19 protein-coding genes and 1 pseudogene are annotated in these 20,233 nt (G+C 70.5%); all 20 read right to left on the bottom strand.

Annotated features, from left to right (window positions below; all coding sequences use genetic code 11):
• Positions 1-188: 188 nt before the first annotated feature.
• Positions 189-338: a hypothetical protein gene (locus tag ACWD3C_RS29385; protein ID WP_164662679.1), complete on the bottom strand. Its 150-nt coding sequence runs from the start codon at positions 336-338 to the stop codon at positions 189-191.
• A 350-nt stretch (positions 339-688) separates the two neighbouring features.
• Positions 689-2,146 (bottom strand): LAGLIDADG family homing endonuclease, encoded by a 1,458-nt coding sequence (locus ACWD3C_RS29390; protein ID WP_451149144.1) that lies wholly within the window; start codon positions 2,144-2,146, stop codon positions 689-691.
• A gap of 370 nt (positions 2,147-2,516) precedes the next feature.
• Positions 2,517-3,845 (bottom strand): DNA cytosine methyltransferase, encoded by a 1,329-nt coding sequence (locus tag ACWD3C_RS29395; protein WP_451149146.1) that lies wholly within the window; start codon positions 3,843-3,845, stop codon positions 2,517-2,519.
• An 87-nt stretch (positions 3,846-3,932) separates the two neighbouring features.
• Positions 3,933-4,787, bottom strand: coding sequence for a hypothetical protein (locus tag ACWD3C_RS29400; RefSeq protein WP_451149148.1), 855 nt, complete (start codon positions 4,785-4,787; stop codon positions 3,933-3,935).
• Between the two features lie 181 nt (positions 4,788-4,968).
• A complete protein-coding gene (locus ACWD3C_RS29405) occupies positions 4,969-5,229 on the bottom strand; it encodes a hypothetical protein (RefSeq protein WP_451149150.1) in 261 nt (86 codons plus the stop codon).
• Between the two features lie 29 nt (positions 5,230-5,258).
• Positions 5,259-6,191, bottom strand: coding sequence for a hypothetical protein (locus ACWD3C_RS29410; protein WP_451149152.1), 933 nt, complete (start codon positions 6,189-6,191; stop codon positions 5,259-5,261).
• 251 nt (positions 6,192-6,442) lie between these two features.
• Positions 6,443-7,636, bottom strand: coding sequence for a hypothetical protein (locus tag ACWD3C_RS29415; protein ID WP_451149154.1), 1,194 nt, complete (start codon positions 7,634-7,636; stop codon positions 6,443-6,445).
• Complete coding sequence (locus tag ACWD3C_RS29420; RefSeq protein WP_451149156.1) at positions 7,633-8,511, bottom strand: Mom family adenine methylcarbamoylation protein; 879 nt, start codon at positions 8,509-8,511, stop codon at positions 7,633-7,635. The genes ACWD3C_RS29415 and ACWD3C_RS29420 overlap by 4 nt, the downstream gene beginning before the upstream one ends.
• 190 nt (positions 8,512-8,701) lie before the next feature.
• Positions 8,702-9,367, bottom strand: a pseudogene (locus ACWD3C_RS29425) (deazapurine DNA modification protein DpdA family protein); the annotation flags it as partial.
• A gap of 279 nt (positions 9,368-9,646) precedes the next feature.
• On the bottom strand, positions 9,647-10,381 hold the full coding sequence (locus ACWD3C_RS29430; protein WP_451149158.1) for a hypothetical protein: 735 nt from the start codon (positions 10,379-10,381) through the stop codon (positions 9,647-9,649).
• A gap of 123 nt (positions 10,382-10,504) precedes the next feature.
• Positions 10,505-11,995 carry a hypothetical protein gene (locus tag ACWD3C_RS29435; protein ID WP_451149160.1) on the bottom strand — a complete coding sequence of 497 codons (1,491 nt, stop codon included), beginning with the start codon at positions 11,993-11,995 and terminating at the stop codon, positions 10,505-10,507.
• Positions 11,996-12,043: 48 nt separating this feature from the next.
• The gene (locus tag ACWD3C_RS29440) at positions 12,044-12,667 is read right to left on the bottom strand and encodes a hypothetical protein (protein ID WP_451149162.1); all 624 of its coding nucleotides are present in this window, start codon (positions 12,665-12,667) and stop codon (positions 12,044-12,046) included.
• Positions 12,668-12,753: 86 nt separating this feature from the next.
• The gene (locus ACWD3C_RS29445) at positions 12,754-14,310 is read right to left on the bottom strand and encodes a ParB/RepB/Spo0J family partition protein (RefSeq protein WP_451149164.1); all 1,557 of its coding nucleotides are present in this window, start codon (positions 14,308-14,310) and stop codon (positions 12,754-12,756) included.
• Positions 14,311-14,403: 93 nt separating this feature from the next.
• The gene (locus ACWD3C_RS29450; RefSeq protein WP_451149166.1) at positions 14,404-14,691 is read right to left on the bottom strand and encodes a hypothetical protein; all 288 of its coding nucleotides are present in this window, start codon (positions 14,689-14,691) and stop codon (positions 14,404-14,406) included.
• A 60-nt stretch (positions 14,692-14,751) separates the two neighbouring features.
• Complete coding sequence (locus ACWD3C_RS29455) at positions 14,752-15,972, bottom strand: DUF6573 family protein (RefSeq protein ID WP_451149168.1); 1,221 nt, start codon at positions 15,970-15,972, stop codon at positions 14,752-14,754.
• 92 nt (positions 15,973-16,064) lie between these two features.
• Positions 16,065-16,676 carry a hypothetical protein gene (locus ACWD3C_RS29460; RefSeq protein WP_451149170.1) on the bottom strand — a complete coding sequence of 204 codons (612 nt, stop codon included), beginning with the start codon at positions 16,674-16,676 and terminating at the stop codon, positions 16,065-16,067.
• Between the two features lie 104 nt (positions 16,677-16,780).
• Entirely contained in the window at positions 16,781-17,680 is a 900-nt protein-coding gene (locus ACWD3C_RS29465) for a methyltransferase (RefSeq protein ID WP_451149172.1), read from the bottom strand.
• A 308-nt stretch (positions 17,681-17,988) separates the two neighbouring features.
• The gene (locus ACWD3C_RS29470) at positions 17,989-18,975 is read right to left on the bottom strand and encodes a hypothetical protein (protein WP_451149174.1); all 987 of its coding nucleotides are present in this window, start codon (positions 18,973-18,975) and stop codon (positions 17,989-17,991) included.
• A 56-nt stretch (positions 18,976-19,031) separates the two neighbouring features.
• Positions 19,032-19,838 (bottom strand): LPD29 domain-containing protein, encoded by an 807-nt coding sequence (locus ACWD3C_RS29475; RefSeq protein ID WP_451149176.1) that lies wholly within the window; start codon positions 19,836-19,838, stop codon positions 19,032-19,034.
• 94 nt (positions 19,839-19,932) lie between these two features.
• Entirely contained in the window at positions 19,933-20,190 is a 258-nt protein-coding gene (locus tag ACWD3C_RS29480; RefSeq protein ID WP_200702446.1) for a hypothetical protein, read from the bottom strand.
• Positions 20,191-20,233 lie beyond the last annotated feature (43 nt).

Consider the following 20,233-nt stretch of genomic DNA (forward strand, 5'->3'; position numbering starts at 1 on the left):
CGGGCGGTGTGGGCGGACTTCCAGCGACTGCTCCACCGCCTGACACACCGGGCAAAGGGCAGAACACCCGCTGCCTGAATATCGTTCTCTACTGCTTCAAGGGCGCCCGCGAACGGGCGGAGCGGCCCGGCGCTGGGCCGAGCCGCTCCGATCACCGCTCCGCTCCCCGGCCCAACGCCGGGCCGCCGTCAGAGCTTCAGCCAGACCAGCAGCAGGGCCACGACGGCTGCGACGACGCCGATGACCGGGATCGACGCGGGGTGCGCCACGGCGATCATTCCGACAACCACCGCCGCGATCACGACCATCGCGAATTCGGTGCGCTTGTCGTTGTTCACTGGTCCTCCAAGATCTCGAAATAGTCCCGCCGTCCCGGCGATCGGTACGACGGTGGAGGGCTGAGGGGTTAGCCCCGCAACAACCTCCAGACCCACCACTCGTCGGTGTCCGCTTCCAGCAGTTCGGCGGGTTCGCCCTTTGGCCGACAGGACTGGGCATGAAAAACGCCCCCGCCGGATCGGTCCGGTGGAGGGCGTGCTGAAGATGAACATGTGCAGAGTGGCCATTCAAGAGCTGGCCTCTAAAAGGTGTATGCCCCGCGTGCGCCGCTCGCGTCCGGGGTGCAGAACGGGGCATTGAACAGCCGGACGCCCCAGACGATCGTCTGGGGCGTGGCGGTGATCACTACCTACCGTTCGCGCAGCAGGCTCAGCGGGAGAGGCCGGCAGTCGCCGCCGCGCCGGTCGCGGAGGATGCTGACGTCGCCGAGCAGCTCCCGCAGCTCCTCCTCCTGCCCTTCGGCGTACGCGTAGCGCTCGGGCAGGGTCTCCAGCAGGTGCCTCCACTGGCGCTGGCCCGCGCGCACGCACGTGCCCCCGCAATTGTGGGTGAGCAGGTTGTCCTCAAGGGTGAAGATGTGGCCGTCAGGCACGACCGCGCACATCACTTCCTCCACGCGGCCGGTGGGCATGACGGAGACCACCGTCCAGTCCGCTGGCTGAGGCTGCGACATAGCTGCGGCAAACCGGGCGCGGTGCTCGGGGAGAAGGAAAAAGTCCTCTCGGAGCGTGCTCGCCAGCAGCGCGACGCGATGTAGAGGGCTGGGCTTGCTGCCGTACCCAAGGCGATGTTCGGTGCGAATGCGGCCTGTCGCCATACCAAGGCGGGCGGCGACGTCCTTCACGACCTCGATGTGGGCAAGGTCAGCTGAACTGATGGTGGCCGACCCCTTTCGCACGCTGCCGTCCGCAGCGAAGTACCCGGCCAGCCAGCCGTAGGGGTAAGACTGAGACTCGTCAAGCGGTGGCGGCTGCTTCCAAGAGCGTGGAAGGTCGAGGACAGTGACCTTGTCCGACTCCTGCCTGGAGCGGCAGCCCGAAAAGTACGGCAGAAGAGCCTTGTCCTTGTCCCCGCACAAATAGGCGCGGGCAGGCTGGATCTGACCACTGCCCAGGGCTGGAGCAGTGCCGTCGCCGAAGGTGAAGCCGGCCATGATGCCGATGGCGGATGGCGTGACGTTATGCCGAACGTGCCCGTACATCCCGGCAACGCGAGCACCTTCGGGCAGGCTGGCTGTGGTTCTGAACTGGTAGTCGGTGCGCCCGGCAGCCTTGCGCACAGGCCAGAGATGATCTGCCGTGGCGACCACGGTCTTCTCGTCTCCGTATCGCTTGAGTTTGACTTCGTGAGTCGGCTGTTGCCCGAAGGATTCGACTGTGGCGTCGCGCCATCCACCACCGCGCCCGAGGACTCGCACCTCCATGCCGACGCACTCGCGCAGGGATTTGATGCCCTGGTCAGTGATGAATCGGGTGTCCGGATGCAGGCAGTTGTTGTGCGCGAAGCCGAGCGCGTACAGACGTGGCGGTTCGACCCCGAGGGTTCGCGCCTCCTTGAGGAGATCCTCCTTCGTACGCACAGGCTCCCACTTTCCGCACAGCGGGAACCGCACCCGCCACGGCTTCCAATTGTGGGCGATCGCCGGGATCCGGGCCCGGTCGCGCTTTGTGTTCTCGATTCCCACGTACACCAGCGTGTCGGCAGGGTCGGCGTGCTGTTCCATCCATTCCCGGCACGGGATCTGTTTGATCAGACGGGTGCAGGGGGCCAGCCGGTCGTTGCCGAGGAACCGGACGTCGCGGAACACCTCCCAGGGGGTGCGCCCGTCGGCGACCTTCGTCAGGGGGACACCGAGAAGTTGGCTGGTGTCGTCGGCGAACCTCCACAGATCGTCGTCCTCTATGCCCGTGTCGGCGATCAGGAGGGTGAGGTTGTGGGTGCCGTGCTTCCGGGCGACGCGGACGGCGACGGCGAAGGACCCGATGCCGCCGCTGAACTGGACGACGTGTCGTCGGACGGTGAAGGCTCGCCGGTCGGGGGTCGTCTGCAGGGACATGGGCGGAGCTCCTTCTCGTGAGGTGAGTCGGTGGAGGGCGTCGGCCAGGCGTTGCCGCACCTGGCCGACGGGCGAGGGGAGGGTCCGGGACCAAGGGGTTCCGGACCGCCGTGGGGACGGGTTAGGCGGCCAGGGCAAGGCTGGGGAGCAGCCGTTCGCCCAGCCAGCGGGCGGCGTTGACGCTGACCGCGTTGCCGATCTGGAGGATCGCCTCGGTCTGGTTGCCGCGGATGATGAACTCCTCCGGGAAGCGCTGGACGAGCTTGAGCTCTTCCACCGCCAGCATTCGCAGCGTGCAGTCGTCCACGGTTGGGGCCGGGATGACCAGCGAGTGGTGCGGCTTGCACGCCACTGTGGTCAGCGGCGCGGCGGTGGTGCGCGGGGCGCCCTTGCGGCCGATCGGGACGATCAGCGCGTGGTGGCGGCCCTGCGCGGCCAGGGCGGGCACCGGGCCGGTGATCGGCAGGGCTGTGCCGTGGTTGCGCAGCATCACGATGTGCGGGTCAGTGCCGAACCGCTCCAAGCCCACCGCGATCCGGGCCCGGGTCGCGGCCGCGTACGGCTTGAACTTCTTGAAGTTGGGTCGGCCGTCACCCACCCTCTGGCCGGTCAGGTTCCAGTCGATGATGTCGCCGACCGGGCGGGTCAGCGGCGTCAGCTCCAGGTGGCCGCACGTCCGGTTGGGGCAGTGGAAGGTGTACTCGACGCCCCACTTGCCGATGCGGCGTGCCTTCGGGTCCTTCCATACCTGGTTGGCCAACACCGGCCCGCACTCCGGGCAGATCGCCTCCGGGCGTACCCGCACATCCGGCAGGGGGAGACCCTTGCGGGTGAAGACGATGTAGATGCGGTCGCGCAGTTGCGGCGGCAGCAGGTTGTCCCCGCCGCCCAGGTGCGCCGAGGACGCGTTGACGATCTGCACGTTGTAGCCGAGCAGTTCCATGCCGCGCAGCCACCAGTCGAACAGTTCCCAGTCGGTGGCGAACTCGGTGACGTTCTCGATCAGCACGGCGTCAGGCCGGTGCAGGTCCGTGACCGCCAGGACGTCCAGGGCGGAGGCCCTCGTCTGTACGAAGGTGGCTTCCTTGGCGCCCTCGTCCTTGCCGGTGAGGCTGAGGCGGGTCTGTCCCCGGGTGCGCTTCTTCCCGCCGGCGGGGCTGGCCTCGGTGCACAGGATGGAGGCCCAGACCACGCGGGTGCGCGGCAGGTTGCGCTTGTCGTACTTGTGGATGTCCTCGCACTTGTGCTCGGCGTGCGGGTGGTTGGTGCGGTGGGTCCAGACGGACACGGGATCGTGGTTGATCGCCAGCTCAAGCAAGTAGCCGGCCTCCTCCAGGCCGCGGCTGCTGCCTCCGCAGCCGCAGAAGAGGTCGATGAAGGGGATGGGCCCCAGGGCGGCCTTGAGCCGCGCCAGTTCGAGAGATGAGAGAACGGGTGCGTACCGCAGCACGAGTGGCTCCTCTGCGAGTGGAGGTGGTGAGGCCGTCGGCGGGGCGTTGCCGCGCCCGGCCGACAGGCAGGGGATCGAGCAGGCGTCTCAGGCGTGGGGTTGCCGGGGCTGGTCCCGAAGGACGGGCCCACCACCGTGCCCGCGGGCGTACTTGAGTACGGCGGCCGCCAGAGCTGTGGTGTCTGCGGCACGGGTCAGGCCCTGGCGGGCAGAGCGGTAGACCTCGACGACGGTGTCGTTGGAGTTGCCCCACACAGCAAGCCAGCCGGCGTGGTCGTCGGCCGTGTGCTGGGAGCTGGCCTCGCGCCCGTCGGCGGTCGCGCCGCTGATGGTGATCTCGGAGCCGTCGGCGAGGGGGACGCGCAGGTACGTTCCTGCGTGCTCGTGGACGGGGACCCAGCACAGGCCCTCCGTCTCCAGCTGGCCCATGAGCGAGGTGGTGAAGTCGTCGGGCAGATCGGCGAGTTGGATCTCACGGGTGTAGTGGGTGAGCGTGATGTCGAGGATCCGGAGGGTGGTGACGTCGACGTGGACGGCCTGGGCGCGGTCCTGGGTGGTGACGGTCCAGTTGTAGAAGCGGCGGACGTCGTCGCCGGTTGGCAGAACGGTCGGGCCGAAGCCGGTCAGAGAGCCGTCCTCAAGAGCACGGGTGAATTTGAAGAACCGCTTCACCTCGTGTGCGCCGGCCGGGAGATCCGGCAGCGGCGTCGCTTCGCCCTTGCCCGGCAGGTCCTCGAAGGTGGTGATGGTGCGGGCCTGAATGAGCGTGTGCTCGGTGATCTCCATCCGGGCTGTCGACGGCTTCGCGGACCAGAAGTCGTACTGCTGGTGAACGGCTGAGGCGTGCAGGCCGGTCGACTGGTGCGCGGACCCGTACGTTTCGTGGACCGTCACTGTCCAGTAGACGGTGCGCTGTTCGGGGGTGAGAGGCAATGTGATCACGTCTGCTCCTGAGCCGGCTGGTGACCGTTCCAGGTTGCCGCCTGAAACTTAAAATCAATTATACTCTCTTTCGGGAATGGTGCAACCCCCTTCGCAGAAGGGGGCGCAGGTCAGAAGCCCGTTCAGTCGGCGGCCGAGCTCGTGATCCTCAAGACGGGAGCGGGTATCCGGGCAGAGGCGGCTACAGCGCGGGCAGGGGGTCGGTGGGGCCGTCGACGCCAAGGATGAGCACGTGGTGTCCGACGGCCTCGGTGGTGCCGGCGGTGACCTTCTCGACGTCGAGGCGCAGCCGGATGCGCCCGGCGCCTTCACCGTTGGCCGCGAGGTCGTGTTCCAGTTGGTCGTCGAGGCGGTCCAGGGCAGCCTCGGCCGCGGCGTAGTCGGCCAGGCCGTGGGCGAGGAGCTGGCGGGTGGCGGTGTCGCGGAGCTGGTAGCTGGACATGCGGGCTCGTCCTCCGGCAGGTGGGGTGATCAGGTGGTGGGGTCGGCGAGCCGTCGTGCCGCGTTCACCGCGCGCGACCAGACATCGGGGCTGCCGCCGTGCTCACGGGCGAGGGAGGCGGCGAGTCCCCGGACATCGCCCCGCTCGCGCAGGGCGACCAGGGCGATGTCCGCCCGCCGGTCGGCCTCCGAGCGGGGCGGCGCGGCCGCGGGCGTGGGGCGGTGCTCGAGGGCGTTGCGTACGACGTACTCCCAGGACCTCTGCGGCCCCCCGTACTGCACGCTCAGATCTGCGGCCAGCCCCGGGTGGTAGCCGTCGCGTTCGATCGCCTCGGCGGCGAACTGCTCGGCGAGCTGCGTGGCGGTGAGCGGCTCACCGGCGGCGTGGGCGCTCAGCTCGGCGGCGAGAACCTCCTCGAGGGCGGAAGGCCGGCCGACGGGCGCCTCCGGCTGAGGCCCGGGGCGGCGGCCGGCCTTGCCGAGCTTGTCCCCGGTGCGCTTGCGGTCGAAGTCCTGCAGGTCGCCGACGCGGAAGGCGGCAATCATGCGGCCGGTGGGGCCCTCGACCTCGCCGACGGAGTCCGGGAAGTAGCCAGGGTTCGCCTGGTGGTACTTGCGGATCACCGAGGGCCCGCTGAAGTTCAGCAGCTTGGCAGCCTTGTTGATGGAGACGACGTCCTCGGGGTCGAGCTCATACAGCTCGGGATCGGCCTTGAGGACCTTGCTCGCCTTCTCCTCCTGGAACCACGTGTAGAAGTCCCGGAACTGCTGCTCGTCGTAGAAGTCGGTCCCGTCGATCCGCTCCTTCTCCGGGTGGCGGTGCTCCTTGGGCTGCTCGTCCCGCACTTTGTACCAGCGGGCCGCGGTGCCGACGCTGGCGCCGGTGAACTCGCGGATCCAGTCGCGGTTCACCACGGTGCGGCCGCCGACGAGGCGACGCTGCGGGTTCAGGGCCTTGGTCACTGCACTCTCCGGTTCTGGCCGCGGCCCTATACTTGGGGCCTGCTCCTCTTTGTTCCTCCGGCGCTCACGCGCCGGCGGGCGAGTCGAGTTGGTGAAGGTGGTCGGCGGGACGTTCGGCCGGGGTTGCCGCCCTGGGTCGACACCCTCGTGAGAGGGTGCCTTCCGCCGCCCACCGCTTTTGCCGCTTGTTTCGCGTAATCAATATGACGCTCTTGGTGGTGGCTGTCAATCTCGCCGGCGCCAAGACCGCGTCACGACCGGAACCTACGGTGCGCGGCCCACTCCCGTTCGAAGTGCGGCACCTGCTTGTCCCGGACCTGGAACGGGGCGGTGACCATCAGTTCCTCCACGGTCGGAAGGGCCGGCCCCCGCCGGTGGATCCACGCCCGCACCCGCCCGAAGCGTTCGTCGACCTCGACGGGGACGCCGTGCCGCTCCGAGACGCTCCGCAGCCGCCGCCCGAGAACGGCTGCCCGGCCCACGTCGACGCGCTCCACCGAACGCAGCGCCCGGCCGCGGCGAGCAGGGTCCGCCTTCGCGACGGGCAGAATCCGCCGCACGTGATACAGCGCCCACGGGCATGCGAGCTCCTCCTCGAAGGCGGCGAGGACGGGCCGGTCGGCGGGACGGCTCGGGTCAAACTTCTCCAGCAGGCTGTCTCGGCCGAACAGCTTCGCCTTTGGGTTCAGGCTCACCGACGTGTACTCAAGGCGCAACACCCGTCCGCCGATGTCCGGGTGCGCGCGCATCCGGTCCAGGTGGTCAGCCATGGCGCCCATCGAGACCGGGAAACAGCAGAAGCTGCAGTAACTCTTTTCCCACCGCACGCCGAACCGCTCGTACAGGAACGCTTCGCACCGATCACGCCCCCACCCCCAGTCGATCAAGGGATACACGCCCTGGCGCAGCGGATTCTTGCTCGCCGCCTCGTCCCGACGACTGCGGACGGCCTCGTCGGCGTTGAACCCCATCACCTGCCGAAACGGCCGGTCGCCGATTCCCAGGGCGATCAGCGCGTCACCGACCTCGCCCTTCGCGTGCAGGCTGCAGAGCCGAATGCCGCCCTGCTGGGGAACCGTGCCGCCCGCCTCGTACTCGTCCCACAGCGCCCAGGGCCCGCGCTCGATGATCCTCTCGGGCTGCCGGGAGTCGTCCATGACCGCGATCTCCAACGCGCGGCTGGCCCGGGCGACTTGAACGAGCCGGACCCGGTGCTCGCGAAGGAGCGGCAGCACGAACTCCTCGGCGTGGGCGCGGGTGGCTGGCCACTCGTCCCCGGTGAGCTGGTGCATGACCAGGGTGCGGGCCAGGTCGACTCCGTGAGCGGCAGGGTCCTCCAGCATCTTCACCAAGTACGCGGTCGAGTCGACCCCCAATCCCCAGTTGATGACCAGCTCGATGCCCTCGAAGCCGAGGCTGGCTGCGACGCGGGCGGTGGCGTTCATGCGGCCGCACCCCCTTGGTCGGCCTTCGGGTACGGGTAGGAGGTGACGGCGAGGCGGCGGCCGGTGCGCGGTCCGATGTAGGCGGCGTAGCGGTGGTGGCCGCCGTGGTGCACGCCCTGCGCGCCGACGGCGTGCAGGGCCTCCTCCAGCCACGCCCGGCCCGGCTCGCCCGGGTCACGGGGGCGAGCGCCGAGGGCGACCAGGCGCCGCTCGACCCCGCCGCGGCCGCGCTCGTCGTTGCGGACCTTGGACATCGCGCGGTCGTGGAGGACCGAGCCGTCGGGCAGCATGGTCAGGCGCCGCGGGCGCGTCTTGCCCAGGTAGTCCATCCCCTTGGCCTGGTAGATCGTCCCGTAGTGGCCGGGAAAGATCGTCTCGGGCCCGTGGGCGGTGAGGCGTGTCCTGGGCTCGGGATCGCTGTGCGCCACGACCCCACGCACGCCTCGGGCGGCCGCCAGGCGGAAGGCGCACGCCTGCGCCCACGTCTCCGCGTTCGCCGGGACCTCGTCGAGCAGCACCAGCCGGTTCAGCTCCAAGCTCTCCTCGTACGGGGTGAGCCGGCCGAACACCGAGGTGAGCACGGCGGCCTGGGTCGGGATACCCAGGGTGAGCACTCCCACCAACTGGCCGGCCGCGGGCGCGGCGGTGTCGATGAGACCGTAGGCGAAGCGGACGGAGCCACGAGCCGCTGTAGTGGTGGGCGCGCACGAAGGCCTTCGCTGTGTGGACCAGATGGTTCGGCATCTCGCGGACGACTGGGGGTAGCGGGTGGAGTCGAACCCGCCCTCGCTGGTCGGCCTCCAGCTGTGCCGGCGGTTCTTCCACCGCTGGCAGACGGCGCTGAGATCGAGCGGGGGTTGCTCGTACGCAGACATCAGGGTGTTCCCCTCGGGGTGGGTGAGTTGGTGAAGGAAGGCCGGGTCCGGGGTTGCCGCCCTGGGACCGGCACAGCGGGCGGTGGGTCAGGTGGTGGGGAGCATCAGCTGACGGGGGGGCGTGCAGCACGTCCAGGACGCGTTCGCGCCAGCGCATCGCCCAGTGCACGCAGTTGGAGCAGCTCTTGTGCTTGCCCTCGCACTGGGGCAGCGGGGCGTTCCAGCGGGCATCGCGCGACCACGCAAGGGAGTCGGCGGAGGCCAGGTACTCGGCGCACGTTTCGAGCGCCTGGGTCTTCAGCCCGAAGCCGTGCAGGCGCAGCCCGGCGGCGGCCACCGTGGCGAGGACGGCCTGAACGTCCTTGACCGACTTGCGGCGGCATACGGAGCCGACCCCGACCAGCGGATAGTCCGCCAGCCGGACGCCGCGCTTGTCGTACAGGTCCAAGCAGGCCTCGTAGCCGGCCGGTCGCCAGCCCTGAACGGTAGGGATGATGTCGACACCGGGTTCCTCGGCCATCAGGTCGACGAAGTTGCCCACGGTGCGGTCGATGTGCTCACCCACCGACAGGCCCGTCTTGGCGATCATGTCGGGTTCGCACATCCAGTCCTGCGGGCCGGCCCAGACCAGAAGGCCGATCTCGTCGCGATACCGGCGCAGCTCCCGGACGTAGGCGTACGGACTGACCGTCCAGCCGCCGTGGTCGCCGAGTTCGGAGAAGGCGCCCGAGTCGCACACCCAGGCGTCTGCGGCGCGCGGCAGCGTCGCGCGTTCGGTCAGTGTCGAGCGCGAGACGCACATGGGCACGCCCCACGTGGAGAGCCACTTGGCGTGGTGCCCGCCGATCCAGAACATCGGTCCCTCGGCCGGCGAGTCGCTCGGGTGGAAGCCGAGACCGTATTCGCAGCGGCAGACGCAACTGCCGATGGTGCAGAACCCGCAGTCCAGGCACTGGTCGTGGTAGCAGTGGCCGCAGGCGTAGCGGACGGCGGGCGTGCACGTGCACGTCTCGGCGTCCACCGTCGGCGTGAGCACGCGGGGGGCTGGGGCGGTGAGTACGGCGTTCACGTGGGTGCCCTTCGAGTTGGTGAGGGGGCCGGTCCCGGGGTTGCCGCCCCGGGACCGGCCGGCGGGTCAGTGGGGGAGGGGCTCGCCGGTCTGGCCGTGGCACGTCACGGTGAAGGCGGGATCGGCGCACCAGGCAGCGAGCTGGGAGCCGCTCCAGTCCTCGGCCTTGACGGACTGCACCAGGTGTCCGACTGGGCACAGGACCAGGACCCGGCCGTAGGAGGTGCTGCGTACGACCGGAGGACCGGTGTGGGGCAGGGCGCCGGGGCGCCTGGAGAGCTGGGTGATCACTGCGGCGGCCCGCTCCTCGCAGACTTCGAACAGGTTGAACTCGCCCTCGGCTGCGTCCACCAGGCGGTGAGCGTCGGCAGCTGCGGTTCGCGCCCGGTAGACCTCGGCCAGGGCGTACGCGGCCTCACGCTCACGGGCGACGGCGAGGAGCGGTTCCATCTGCGCGCGCTGCTCCTCCAAAACCTTGGTGGCGCACGCCGCGACCTGGGGGCGCACCGTCCGGACCGATGCGAGGTAGTCGTCCTGGTCGCACAGGACGCGGACCAGCTCCCACCGCTCCCCGGTGACCTGGTTGAAGGTGGCGGTGAAGGTCAGGGGGATACGGAAGTGGGTGGCGACGTGTACGGCGACTCCCAGCAGCGGACCGGGGTCGACGGATTCTGCGAACGTGGGGCGGAGCGTGAAGACCGCCGTCCGGCCGCCGACTTCGCCGGAGACCTGGAGTTCAGGGGGACCGGCGCTGTGGTCATGGGAGATGGCCGGATGCGTGGTCGGCTGGGTGGAGTTCACGGGGCGCCTCCTTGGTGGCTGCACTCGGGCGGGTTGGTGGGAGGCCGGTCCGGGGTTGCCGCCCCGGACCGGCGGTGGGGCAAAACGGCGAGTGGGTGTGGCTGTCGCGGTCGGTGAACCGCGTCAGGTGTCCGCGCTGGGCGGGTCGCCGCGGTTCCAGGGAGCGAGGACGGCCCGCGGCTCGCTCGCCCCTCGTCGGCGTTCGCGTCGTGCGGCCAGCAGCAGATCGAGGATCCGCTGGCCTTTGACCTCCGCCTGGTGGCGCAGGGCTGTGGGCATCTGGCTGGGGAGCATCACCCGCTTCGCCCGTAGGTCGATCTCCAGCGTGACGGTGCGCACCAGGGTGGAGCCCCGCTCCTGGCCGGCGTACAGGTGCAGCCGCGCCTGGACCCGGTGGTCGACAGGGGTGAGCTGTACGTACTCGTTGGCCCAGGCGAAGTTCTCGACGTCGGGGGAGAGCTGCACCCGTGCGGGAACGGTGCGCCCGGTGGGCACGTCGCGGTCATGGAGCGGGGCGGTGGGGTCCTTCTCCCGGCGCGTCACGTGCTCGTGGAAGGGGTACCAGCCGGGCCCGTAGAAGACGGCTCGGGGTTCCAAGGCGTACGCCCAGTCGCCGAGTTCCAGCTTCACGCCGAACGAGTGGCGCTCGTTCTTCGGGGCGACGTGGAGGTCCAGGGACGGGACTTCGTGTGGAGGTGGGGCCGGAGCGAAGTCGGGAGGCGCGGGCAGGTCAGCAGGGGTGAACGTCGTGCGGGTGTTGCCCACCTCGTCCGGGACGAAGCCATCGAGCATCACCACCTTGCGGACCATGCGGGGGACGGCGCGCTCGCGCAGGGTGACGCGCAGGGCCACGGCCGAGCCCTCGGCGGCGATCAGCTCCTGGAAGTCCCAGTCCGGCTGTGCCGCGCTCAGGTCGTGTTGCACCGTGCGCAGTGCCCGGGAGATGCGGCGGCCGAGCGGGTCTTCCGGGTCCGGGCGGCGGGTTGCGGGCAGGATGAGGGCGGCATCGGGGTGCCACTGGTCGGACAGGACCTGCCACGGTCCGGGCGGCAGCAGCGAGGCGACCTGGCCGGCGAGCTGTGCGGCCTCGGTCAGCTCGCGCAGGACGGCGGCAGTGAGGCGGGCGGTGGACGGCGTGTCCCACGGGCCGCCCAGGACCAGGCTGAGTCCGCTGCCGGGGCTGCCCAGGGTGACGCTGAGCCGCCTGCCTTCCAGCCAGGCTTCCGCATGCCCGAACCGGACGAACAGCCCCGGCTCGTCGGGCCGTTGGAACGGGGCGCCGGTGGTGAGCAGGCGGGCAACGGCCTCCAGGGGCGGGCGGGCGTCGTGGGCGTCGGGCAGGGCCGGGGCGTAGCGGGTCACCGCGTCGAGAATGCGCGACGTGACAGGCGTTGGGGTGTGCGCGCTGATGCGCGCGGTGCAGATCCGCGCGGGGCCGGTGGGCGACGGCGCGGCCAGAGTGGCCTGAAGCTGGCCGTGCCGCTCGCGGGTGCGCAGGGTCAGCCGGTAGCCGCCGGGCAGGTCGGCGCGGGTGTGGTCACGTCCGCGCAGGTGGTGTTCGACGATGGTGTCGGAGATGGCGTAGGTCGGAGAGGCGGGCTCGAACTCGTACATGGCGCAGGCCTCCACAGGCGGCAGTCGGCGCGGGGTGTGCGGGGGTGGTCAGCGGGTGATGCGGGCCCGGGCGCGGTCGGCCTGGACGTGGACGGCATCGGCGTGCGCGGCGGCGCGGACCTTGTCGGCCCACTCGGCGGCGCGCTGGGCCAGTCCGGCGAGGCGCACGAAGTAGGCGTCCTGGTGCTGGCGGGCGCGATCCATCAGCGCCGCGTGCTCGGCGGTCAGCTCCTGGGCGGTGTACGCGGCGATCGCTTCCACGCCATGGCGGCGGGTGACGCGTCCGAAGGGGCAGGCGCCTTCCTCCTGCTCGATGACGGCGACGTCGGCGGCGGGCCAGCCAATGGCCTCGTCGCGCGGGCCGAGCTGGATGTCGAGCACGCACACCGCGTCCGCATCGTGCAGGCCGTCAGCCTGGTAGCGGATGTGCGGCCGGGGCACCGGGCCCGTCTGGCGCTCGGTGTGCGCGCGCCACAGTTCGGGGGAGGGGTCCTCCTCGTCCTGGTGGAGGCGGTGAAGGTAGGAGAGAAGGGCGGGCAGCTGCCAGGCGGGGGAGCCGAACGGCGCGGCCGGCATGGCGAGCCCGGCCCGGGCGATCAGGCCCGTGTGGTTGCTGACGGCGGCCTGGGCGACGAACAGAGAGGCGTTCAGGCGGAGTTCGGAGCGGAGCATGGCGAGGCCTTCCGGGCGGGCGGCGCGCAGAGAGGGAAGGGGGAGGGGGCCCGGGCCGGACTGTCAGGTCCGGCCCGGGCAGCAGGTCAGGACGCGTCCTCGGAGTCCTCGGCGCTCACGGCGTCCGGGTTGTCCGGGGTGTCCTCGGCGGCCTGTCCGTCGGCGTCGGCCGCTTCCGGCTCGCCCTCCTGGTAGGGCTCGTCGTCGACGATGGCCTGTTCGACGCTGGAGAGCGGGTAGCCGATCTCGGCGAGGAACTTAAGCCACGTGCGGGCGTCCTCGCGGATCTCCCGCAGCTCGTACACGGCCGAGCGGGCGGTGCTGTCGGTGCGCCAGGTCCGGACCTCGCCCATCCGCTTCTCGAACGTCGCGGCCAGCACCGCGAAGTTCAGCAGGGTGAGCTTGGCCGGGGTAGCCGTGGCGGCGCGCTCGGCGGGCTGGTCGTAGCCGGTCAGCTCCTTGACCAGGTCCCGGCGGCCCGCGTCGCCCACCCACTGAGCCACCGGCTTGGGGCAGGCAAGGAGCTGCCCGGTGATGAACGCGGCAAGCGGCTTCGGTGCGGTCTTGCGGCCGATCAGGTCCTTCAGCCACCCCTGCCGGGCCTTCTCGGCGGCGCGGTAGGCCTTGTTGCCCGCCTTGACGTACTCGCGCGACGGCTCCGACGACTTGGCCTCACCCGTCGCCTGCGGCTGCTCCTCGGCCTGGTCGCCGTCCGTTTCGGGGGCGTCCTCCTGGGGCGGGTAGTGGCCGAAGCGCTCCGGGTCGGTGCAGAAGTACTCGACCTCGCCGGGCTCGCGGGGGTTCTCGGCCCAGGTCGCCACGTGGCCGGGGCACTCGGCGTGCGCCTCGGCGGTCATGGGCTCGCCGTCCGGGCCGTCCAGCTCGCTGAGCGGCGCGACGGTGGCCGGAAGCGTGTCGCCGTCCTCGACCAGCCGCACCCCCGCCGCCGTCAGCTGCGGGCGGACCTCGGCGCGGGCGCGCTGCTCCTCGCGGTCGTCGCGCTCCCACTGCACCTGGAACTCGAAGCGGCCCTTGGCATAGGCCTCCAGCAGCCGGTTGACGGCGTCGGCGTCGTCGTTGAACTCGCCCAACACACCGAGGACTTCGAGGTCGAGGTCGTACGTACCGGCTTCGGCGAGTGCCGAACGGGTCCGCTCGCCCACCGACTTGGCGGTCCTCACCGCCTGGGACACGTCCCTGCGGGAGCGACCGGTGAGTTCGGCGACCCTGGCCTGCTTCATGCCCGCGCCGACCGCGCCGAACAGGGCGTCGGCCTGCTCCAGCTCGGTCAGGCCCCGGCGGTAGTCGTCGTCGTTCTCGATGAGCTGGTCGATGAAGTCCTCGCCCGCCTCGCGCAGGGAGGGGTCGAGCACGTACGCGGGGACCTCGATCGCGTCCTGCTCCGCCTCGGTCTCCTTGGTGGCCCGGGCGGCGAAGTAGCGCCGGTGGCCCATCTTCAGCTCGTAGGTGTCCTCGCCGAGCGGGAGGACCACGACGGGGACCTTCACGCCGTTGGCCGCGACGGACTTGAGGAACTTCTCGTCCAGGTTGAGGTCCTGGCGGACGTTGTTCTCGTTGACGCGGATCTGGCCGAGCTGCAGGGTGACCCGCTGCATCGGTGTGGTGGTTGCGGTGTCGCTCACGGATTGCTCCTCGTGCGGTCGGTTGGTGTTGAGCAAGTTGCCGCTTGCTCGTGAAATCAATTATACGCCATTTAGTGAATGGGGCAAGGCCTTTTATCCCTGGTCGGCTGGGGTGTGATGCTGGCGGATCTCCTCGGCGATGCCCTTGGCAACCGCCTCGCTGTCGTCGGGGGTGTGGACTTCGCGGAACACGGCGATGGGGCCAAGGGGGTTGAGACTTGCCCACAGGCAAAGCTCGCCGCGTTCGTCGACGTGGAGCGCGTACGGTTCCGCTCCCGGGGCGTCCAGGTGGCCGGAGGCTTTCCATGGGCCGGCGGTGGCCGTCCAGTTGCCGCCGAGGATCTCGGCAACGCGGTCGGCGACTGCTGCGGGGGTCGTCATCGGGGCTGGTCCTTTCAGGGCCGGGCCCGGGGGCGGTGCGCCCCCGGGCTGGCTAGGTGATCAGTCCTCGTGGGGTTCCATGATGGTGATCACGGGCTCGCCGTGGTCGCCGGGCCCGATCGCGCAGACGAGCTGGACCGGGCGGGCCTGCCGGGTGCGGCCGTCGCGCGGCACCCGCCGCAGGTCGACGGTGACCTGCCCGCCGCCCCCGCCGCTGCGCCGGATCGCGTGGCGGGTCATGGTCAGCACGTCCCACAGGCGGCCGCGCTCGTCCTGCGGCATCTGCCGCTCGCTGTCCCCCTCGTTCCAGGCCACGCAGCCTTCCCACACGGCGCTGGTGAGGGCGACCGGAACCCGGAAGCCGGCCTCCCGGGCCAACTCGGCGTCGGCGGCGACCAGGACGCCGTCTGCCAGGGCCCGGGCGCGGGTGTAGACGTGGACGAACTCGTCCGCGTCGACCAGGGGGACCGACCGCATGGCGTCGTCGCTGACGTCGGGGTCGTCGGTGACGGCTGCGTCGTGCAGAACCGCATCGATGCGGGACAGCACGTTGTCGCTGCTCACCCGCTCTTCTCGCGGCGAGCCGGGGCGGTGCCGGGCGGGCTGCTGCTCCTGCGGGGAACTGTGGCTGTGGTTGGCCGGTGCGGGGCTGGTGGTGGGCGACTGGGCGGCGTCCTCCTCGGCCACCATCGCCGCGTGTACATCGAGCACCGTCCCCAGGGCCGCAACCCTCCCGGCGTCTCCGGCGGTCACGGCCTCGGCCCGCTCCTGCTCGAACGCGTCCCGGATCTGCTCGTGGCTGTAGCCCTGGGCGAGCTTCACGCGGACGGTCTTTCCCACGAGATCGACCGCCAGGGCGGGCAGGTGACGGGGCAGGCGGTCATGGCCCGGCACACCGGATGCCCGCGTGCGCCGGGCGAGCCTGCGAGCCGCGCTGCGGTCCTGTGCGCTGGCCGGTCCGGCGGCCTGGTGCGCGTGCCCAGAGCCGGGCGCGGCGGTGGGAGCCGCGGGAACCTCGGCGGTCGGCGCATCGTCCGCGGGGGCGGCGGGGGCCTCGGCGGTCAGTTCGTAGAACCGGTTGGAGTGAACGTGGACCGTCCACTTCTGCCCGGGGGTGTCCTCGGTGAGCCGGGCGCGCGGCGTGGTCTCCCACGCCTCGAATGCGCGCGCCGGGTCGACCGGCAGCATGTTGCCGCTGTCGGAGTCGTAGGCGCGGCAGGTGCGGGCCGCCGTGCGGATTTCCGCAACGCGCTTGGTCCAGTTCCGGCGGATCGTGGTCATCGCGGTGTCCTCCTGATTTCGAGTGGTGCCGGATGAGTTGCCGCTCATCCGGTAGGGGGCCGGGCGCCATGGTCGGCGCCCGGCGGGACGGTTCAGGCCCGGACGGCCGAGTCGGCGGTGCGCAGGGCCTCGCGGGTGGCCTCCAGCAGCGGCGCGGAGATGCCGCCTGCCTCCAGGTCGGCGGCCGTGATGCGGCCTGCCTCCAGGTCGCAGAACAGGTTCCCCAGGCAGACCGACAGGGCGCCCAGCTCGTAGCGCAGGCCGTGCGGGGTGACCGTGCGCGCGCCCACCAGGAACCCGTGCCGGTCGTAGGGGGCGGCGTTCACCAGGTCGCGCACGGTCGGGTAGTCGTCGGAGGTGGACCCCCGGAAGCGGGTGGCCCGCAGGAAGGCCACCATGGCGCGGTCCATGCGGAAGGTGCCCGGCTTGGTGTGGTCGTCCTCGTCGGCGGCCTCGACCAGCCGCCCCACGGGCTTGGTGCCGGTCCAGCCGGAATTCGACGGGGTGGTGTCCCTGCCGTGAACCTCGGCGTTCCGCACGTGCGCGTACGTGCTGTAGACGGTGGTGCCGCCAGGGCTGTGCTCCTCGTGTCCGGCCACCTTCTCGACCAGCCAGACCGGCTCCGAGCCGGGCCGGTAGGCGGTGAAGTCCTCCCGGTCGAAGACCAGCATTCCGGCGGCGATGTCGTGTCCGTAGGCGCCCATGTGCGGCTCCCTGTCTGCTCGGTGTGGGTCGGTCGGTGGCCGGTGAGTTGCCGCTCACCTGTAAAATCAATAATACACCTTCAAGGGGTTGATCAATCCCTTTTTCAGAACAAGGTGTCCCCGCCGCCGTCGCCGAACCCGGCCGGCTGCGCGGCCCTGGGTGCCACACGGGCGTGCTCGGCCTTCGGCTTGTGCGGGCGGCTGGCCACGGCTTCCTGCGCCGCGCGGGCGGCGGCCTGCTCCGCCTGGGCCTCCAACTCGTCCTCGTCGCGGTTGTGCACCACGATTTCAACGGCCGGTGAGGCGTCGCGCCACTGGTCGCGGTACTCGTCCGTGGGGATGCCGGGGTTGGGGCGGAGCTTGATCCCGGTCTCGCGGTGGAAGCGCTCGTACGCGGGCGAGTCCTGCGAGACGAATCCGGTCTCGATGCGGAACGGGGCTGACTCCCTCGGGATGATGAACGCCCCCCGCCGGGCGAGCGTCTCGGCGACCGCGATCACGTGGAACTCGAACAGCGGCCCTCGGTACCCGGGGGCGTGGCCGCTGCGCTTGATCCGCCCGAACGGCGGGTTGCTGATCGCGCAGTCGAACGGACCGAGGTTCAGGCCCGGAACGTCGAGCACGTCAGCACAGATCCACGTCGCCTCCGGCAGGACGCGCCGCCCGACACGCACATACTCCGGGTCCTTCTCCACACACAAGATCTCGCGTGGCGGCAGACGCTCCCAGCGCCGGTTCCAGTAGTCGCGGGCGTGCCAGGCCAGGCGACCGATGCCCGCGCACAGGTCGATGATGCGGTCACCCGGGATCACGTGGTGGAGTTCGCCGGCGAGCTCGGCCGGTGTGAAGAACGCGCCGTCCAGGGTGCGGCCCATGTTCGCGGACTCGTGGAAGTGGTCGAGAACGAATTCCCGCTCCTCCTCGGTCAAGTCCCGTTCCATGCCGACCAGTTCGCACGCCCGGTGGTGCTGCTTGGTCTGTTCCTTGCTGAGCTTTCCGGCCATGGCATGCCGCCTTTCGCGGTAGGGGGAGAGGTTCTGGCGCGGGTTGTCCGGACCGCTCCAGGGCGGTCCTGTGTCCGAGGGGGAGCCATGACGACGGCGTCCGCGCTGCGCGCCGTCAGGAGGCGTTCGTCAGGTGTCAGTCGGCGGCTGGACGTTGCTGCACCGGCGACCCCACCCGCGCGCGGGGTCGTGCTCCGCCACGTACCAACCGCACGTCCCGCACCGTGGCCCCCATGACTGGGGTGCGGCGGTGGGCTCGGCGATGTACACGTCGGCGGACTTCCAGGGGAAGCCTCGCGGGGCGAACCTCACGGACTCGTCGGGCATGCCCAGCCGTCCGGCCAGTCGATCGGGCCAGGGCGCGTGGCTTCGGAAACTGCCTCACGGACGGCTGCTTGCGTCCAGACCTGCGGAAGGTGACCGTGTCCGGTGACGCGGTACGCGTCAGCCGTGATGTACCGCTCCGGGTGGGTGATGATGACACCGGAGTCCCGATCCGGCGTGAATGTGATGGCTGAATGCCCGTTGGTCTGGCGGTAGATGATCGTTTCGTCGTCGGTGACGGTGGCTTGGCTGGACAGCCAGAATCCGAGCGATCCGCCGAGAAATGCGCGTACCGCGTCGACGCTGAGTTGGGGCCGACCGTATCCGGGGGCCTCCCGCACGGGAATGCCGGTGTCGTTCTGGTGGATGGTCTGCGTGTAGCGCGCGTACATGCGCGCGTCGCGGACGAGGATGCGTTCGCGGGGCGCGCCTTCGTACCACTGCGGCAGCGGCACAGTCTCCAGCTCTGTACCTGGCAGTGGACTGCCGGGCTGGATCCATCCCGCTTCCTTGCCCGCTCGGCACATGGCGGGCGCGTCACGCACCCACGCGAGGAACTCGCCGAAACCGCCGGCATAGCGGCCGTTGTGCTCGGACCCCTCTGCCCAGTAGCTGGAGCCGTACCACACGCACCGGGCGGTGAGTTCAGCGATCGTGGTCGGCGTCGGGAATGCACCGGTCAGGGTGATCGTGCGTACGTGGGCATCTTCCACGATGCCCTGGGAGGTGACGGTTACGTCCCACCCGTTCGCCGTCGCTGCCTCGACCAGCGTGCGCGCCCTCGTGGGCAGCTCGGCGACCTCGGCGGTGGACGGTGCGGCGGGACGGGCCGCGGGGGTGTCGCCGGTCGGCTCGACCGCGGGGCCGGCTCCGCCGTCCGTCTCCCACGCCTCGACGGTGCCTGGGTCGGTGACGGCGGCGCCCGGGTCCGGGCGATCGCCGGTGAGTTGAGAGGGGAGGTGCGTGGACATGGGGGCTCCGCTCGGTGGGCCGGGCGCCGGGGGCGCCCGGCCGGTCGGGTGTCGGTTCAGGCGGTGGGGGTCGGCTCGGGCTGCGCCGTGGTGACGGTCAGGTTCTCGGCGCGCAGGTCGGCGGCGACCGCGTCCATGAACCCGGTGTCGGCCTGCTGGTCACGGCTGCCGGGGGCGTACCAGTACTGGTTCTTGCGGTGCCACTTGAAGCCGTGGCGCTTGAGGACGTCGGCGGCGCCGTCGCCCAGACGCGTACCGGTGACCGTCGTCCCGTCCTCGTCCGTGTGCTGGAGCGCGAGTCCCTCCGCGCCCTCGTCGCCCTGCTCGCGGGCGTTCGCCGGACGGGCGGCCTGTGTGGCGGCCTGCTCCTTGGCGGCGGCCCAGCGCTGGGGAAGGACAACGTCACTGGCGATCTGCCACATCTGCTGCGGGGCCCAGTTCTCCTGGATGACGTGGCCGTCGACGACACAGGCGGCGAGCATGCCGCTGTTGGGGGGCTCGGTGCCGTCGTGGGCCTCGGACCACAGGACGGCGGCGGCCTTCAGGGCGTCGTCGGAGACGTCCCGGTGGGTGTTGATGCCGTCGACCAGCGGCTTACCGGTGACCTTCCGGCCCTTGACGGTGACGGTGACCGTGTTGTCGGTGGACTCGTAGCGGTCCTCCATGCCGTTGAACTGCGCGCCCTGCATGGGGCGGGTGTGCTCCTCGACGTCGGCCGTGCAGGGGCCGTCGGTCCAGTAGACGGAGATCCACGCGGAGGCGGTACCGGTGCCCTTGCGCACGCTGAACTTCACACCGGGGAACGCGCTCTTCAGGCGGTTACGGAGCTCGGCGGCCACGTCCTTGGTGTCGATGTAGTCCATGCTCTGTCCTTCTGCTGCGAGTTGGGTTGGTGGTGGGTGAGTTGCCGCTCACCCGCAAAATCAATAATACGCCCTTGCGGGGAGGGGTTCAATATCAGTCGGCGCTGAAGACACATTCACCGTTGACCGTGATCCGGATCGGGATCGTTCCATCCGGGCTGATCAGGTCGCCGGGAACCTCGCCGGTGTCCAGATGGACGGACACCACCAGGCCTTCACCGCAGCTCCAGTAGGCGTAGACCTGGGTCCCGCCGGTCTCCAGGCACGGCAACGTGCCCCGCTGCTTCCGGTGCTGGTGCAGAAACCGCGCGCGTCGGTTCAGGGTGGTCGCTCGGCGCTTACTCAGTCGCATAGCTGTGCTTCCTCTGAGAACTCCTGGGAGGCGGCCGGGGGCC

The sequence above is a fragment of the Streptomyces sp. NPDC002845 genome (genome assembly GCF_053591955.1).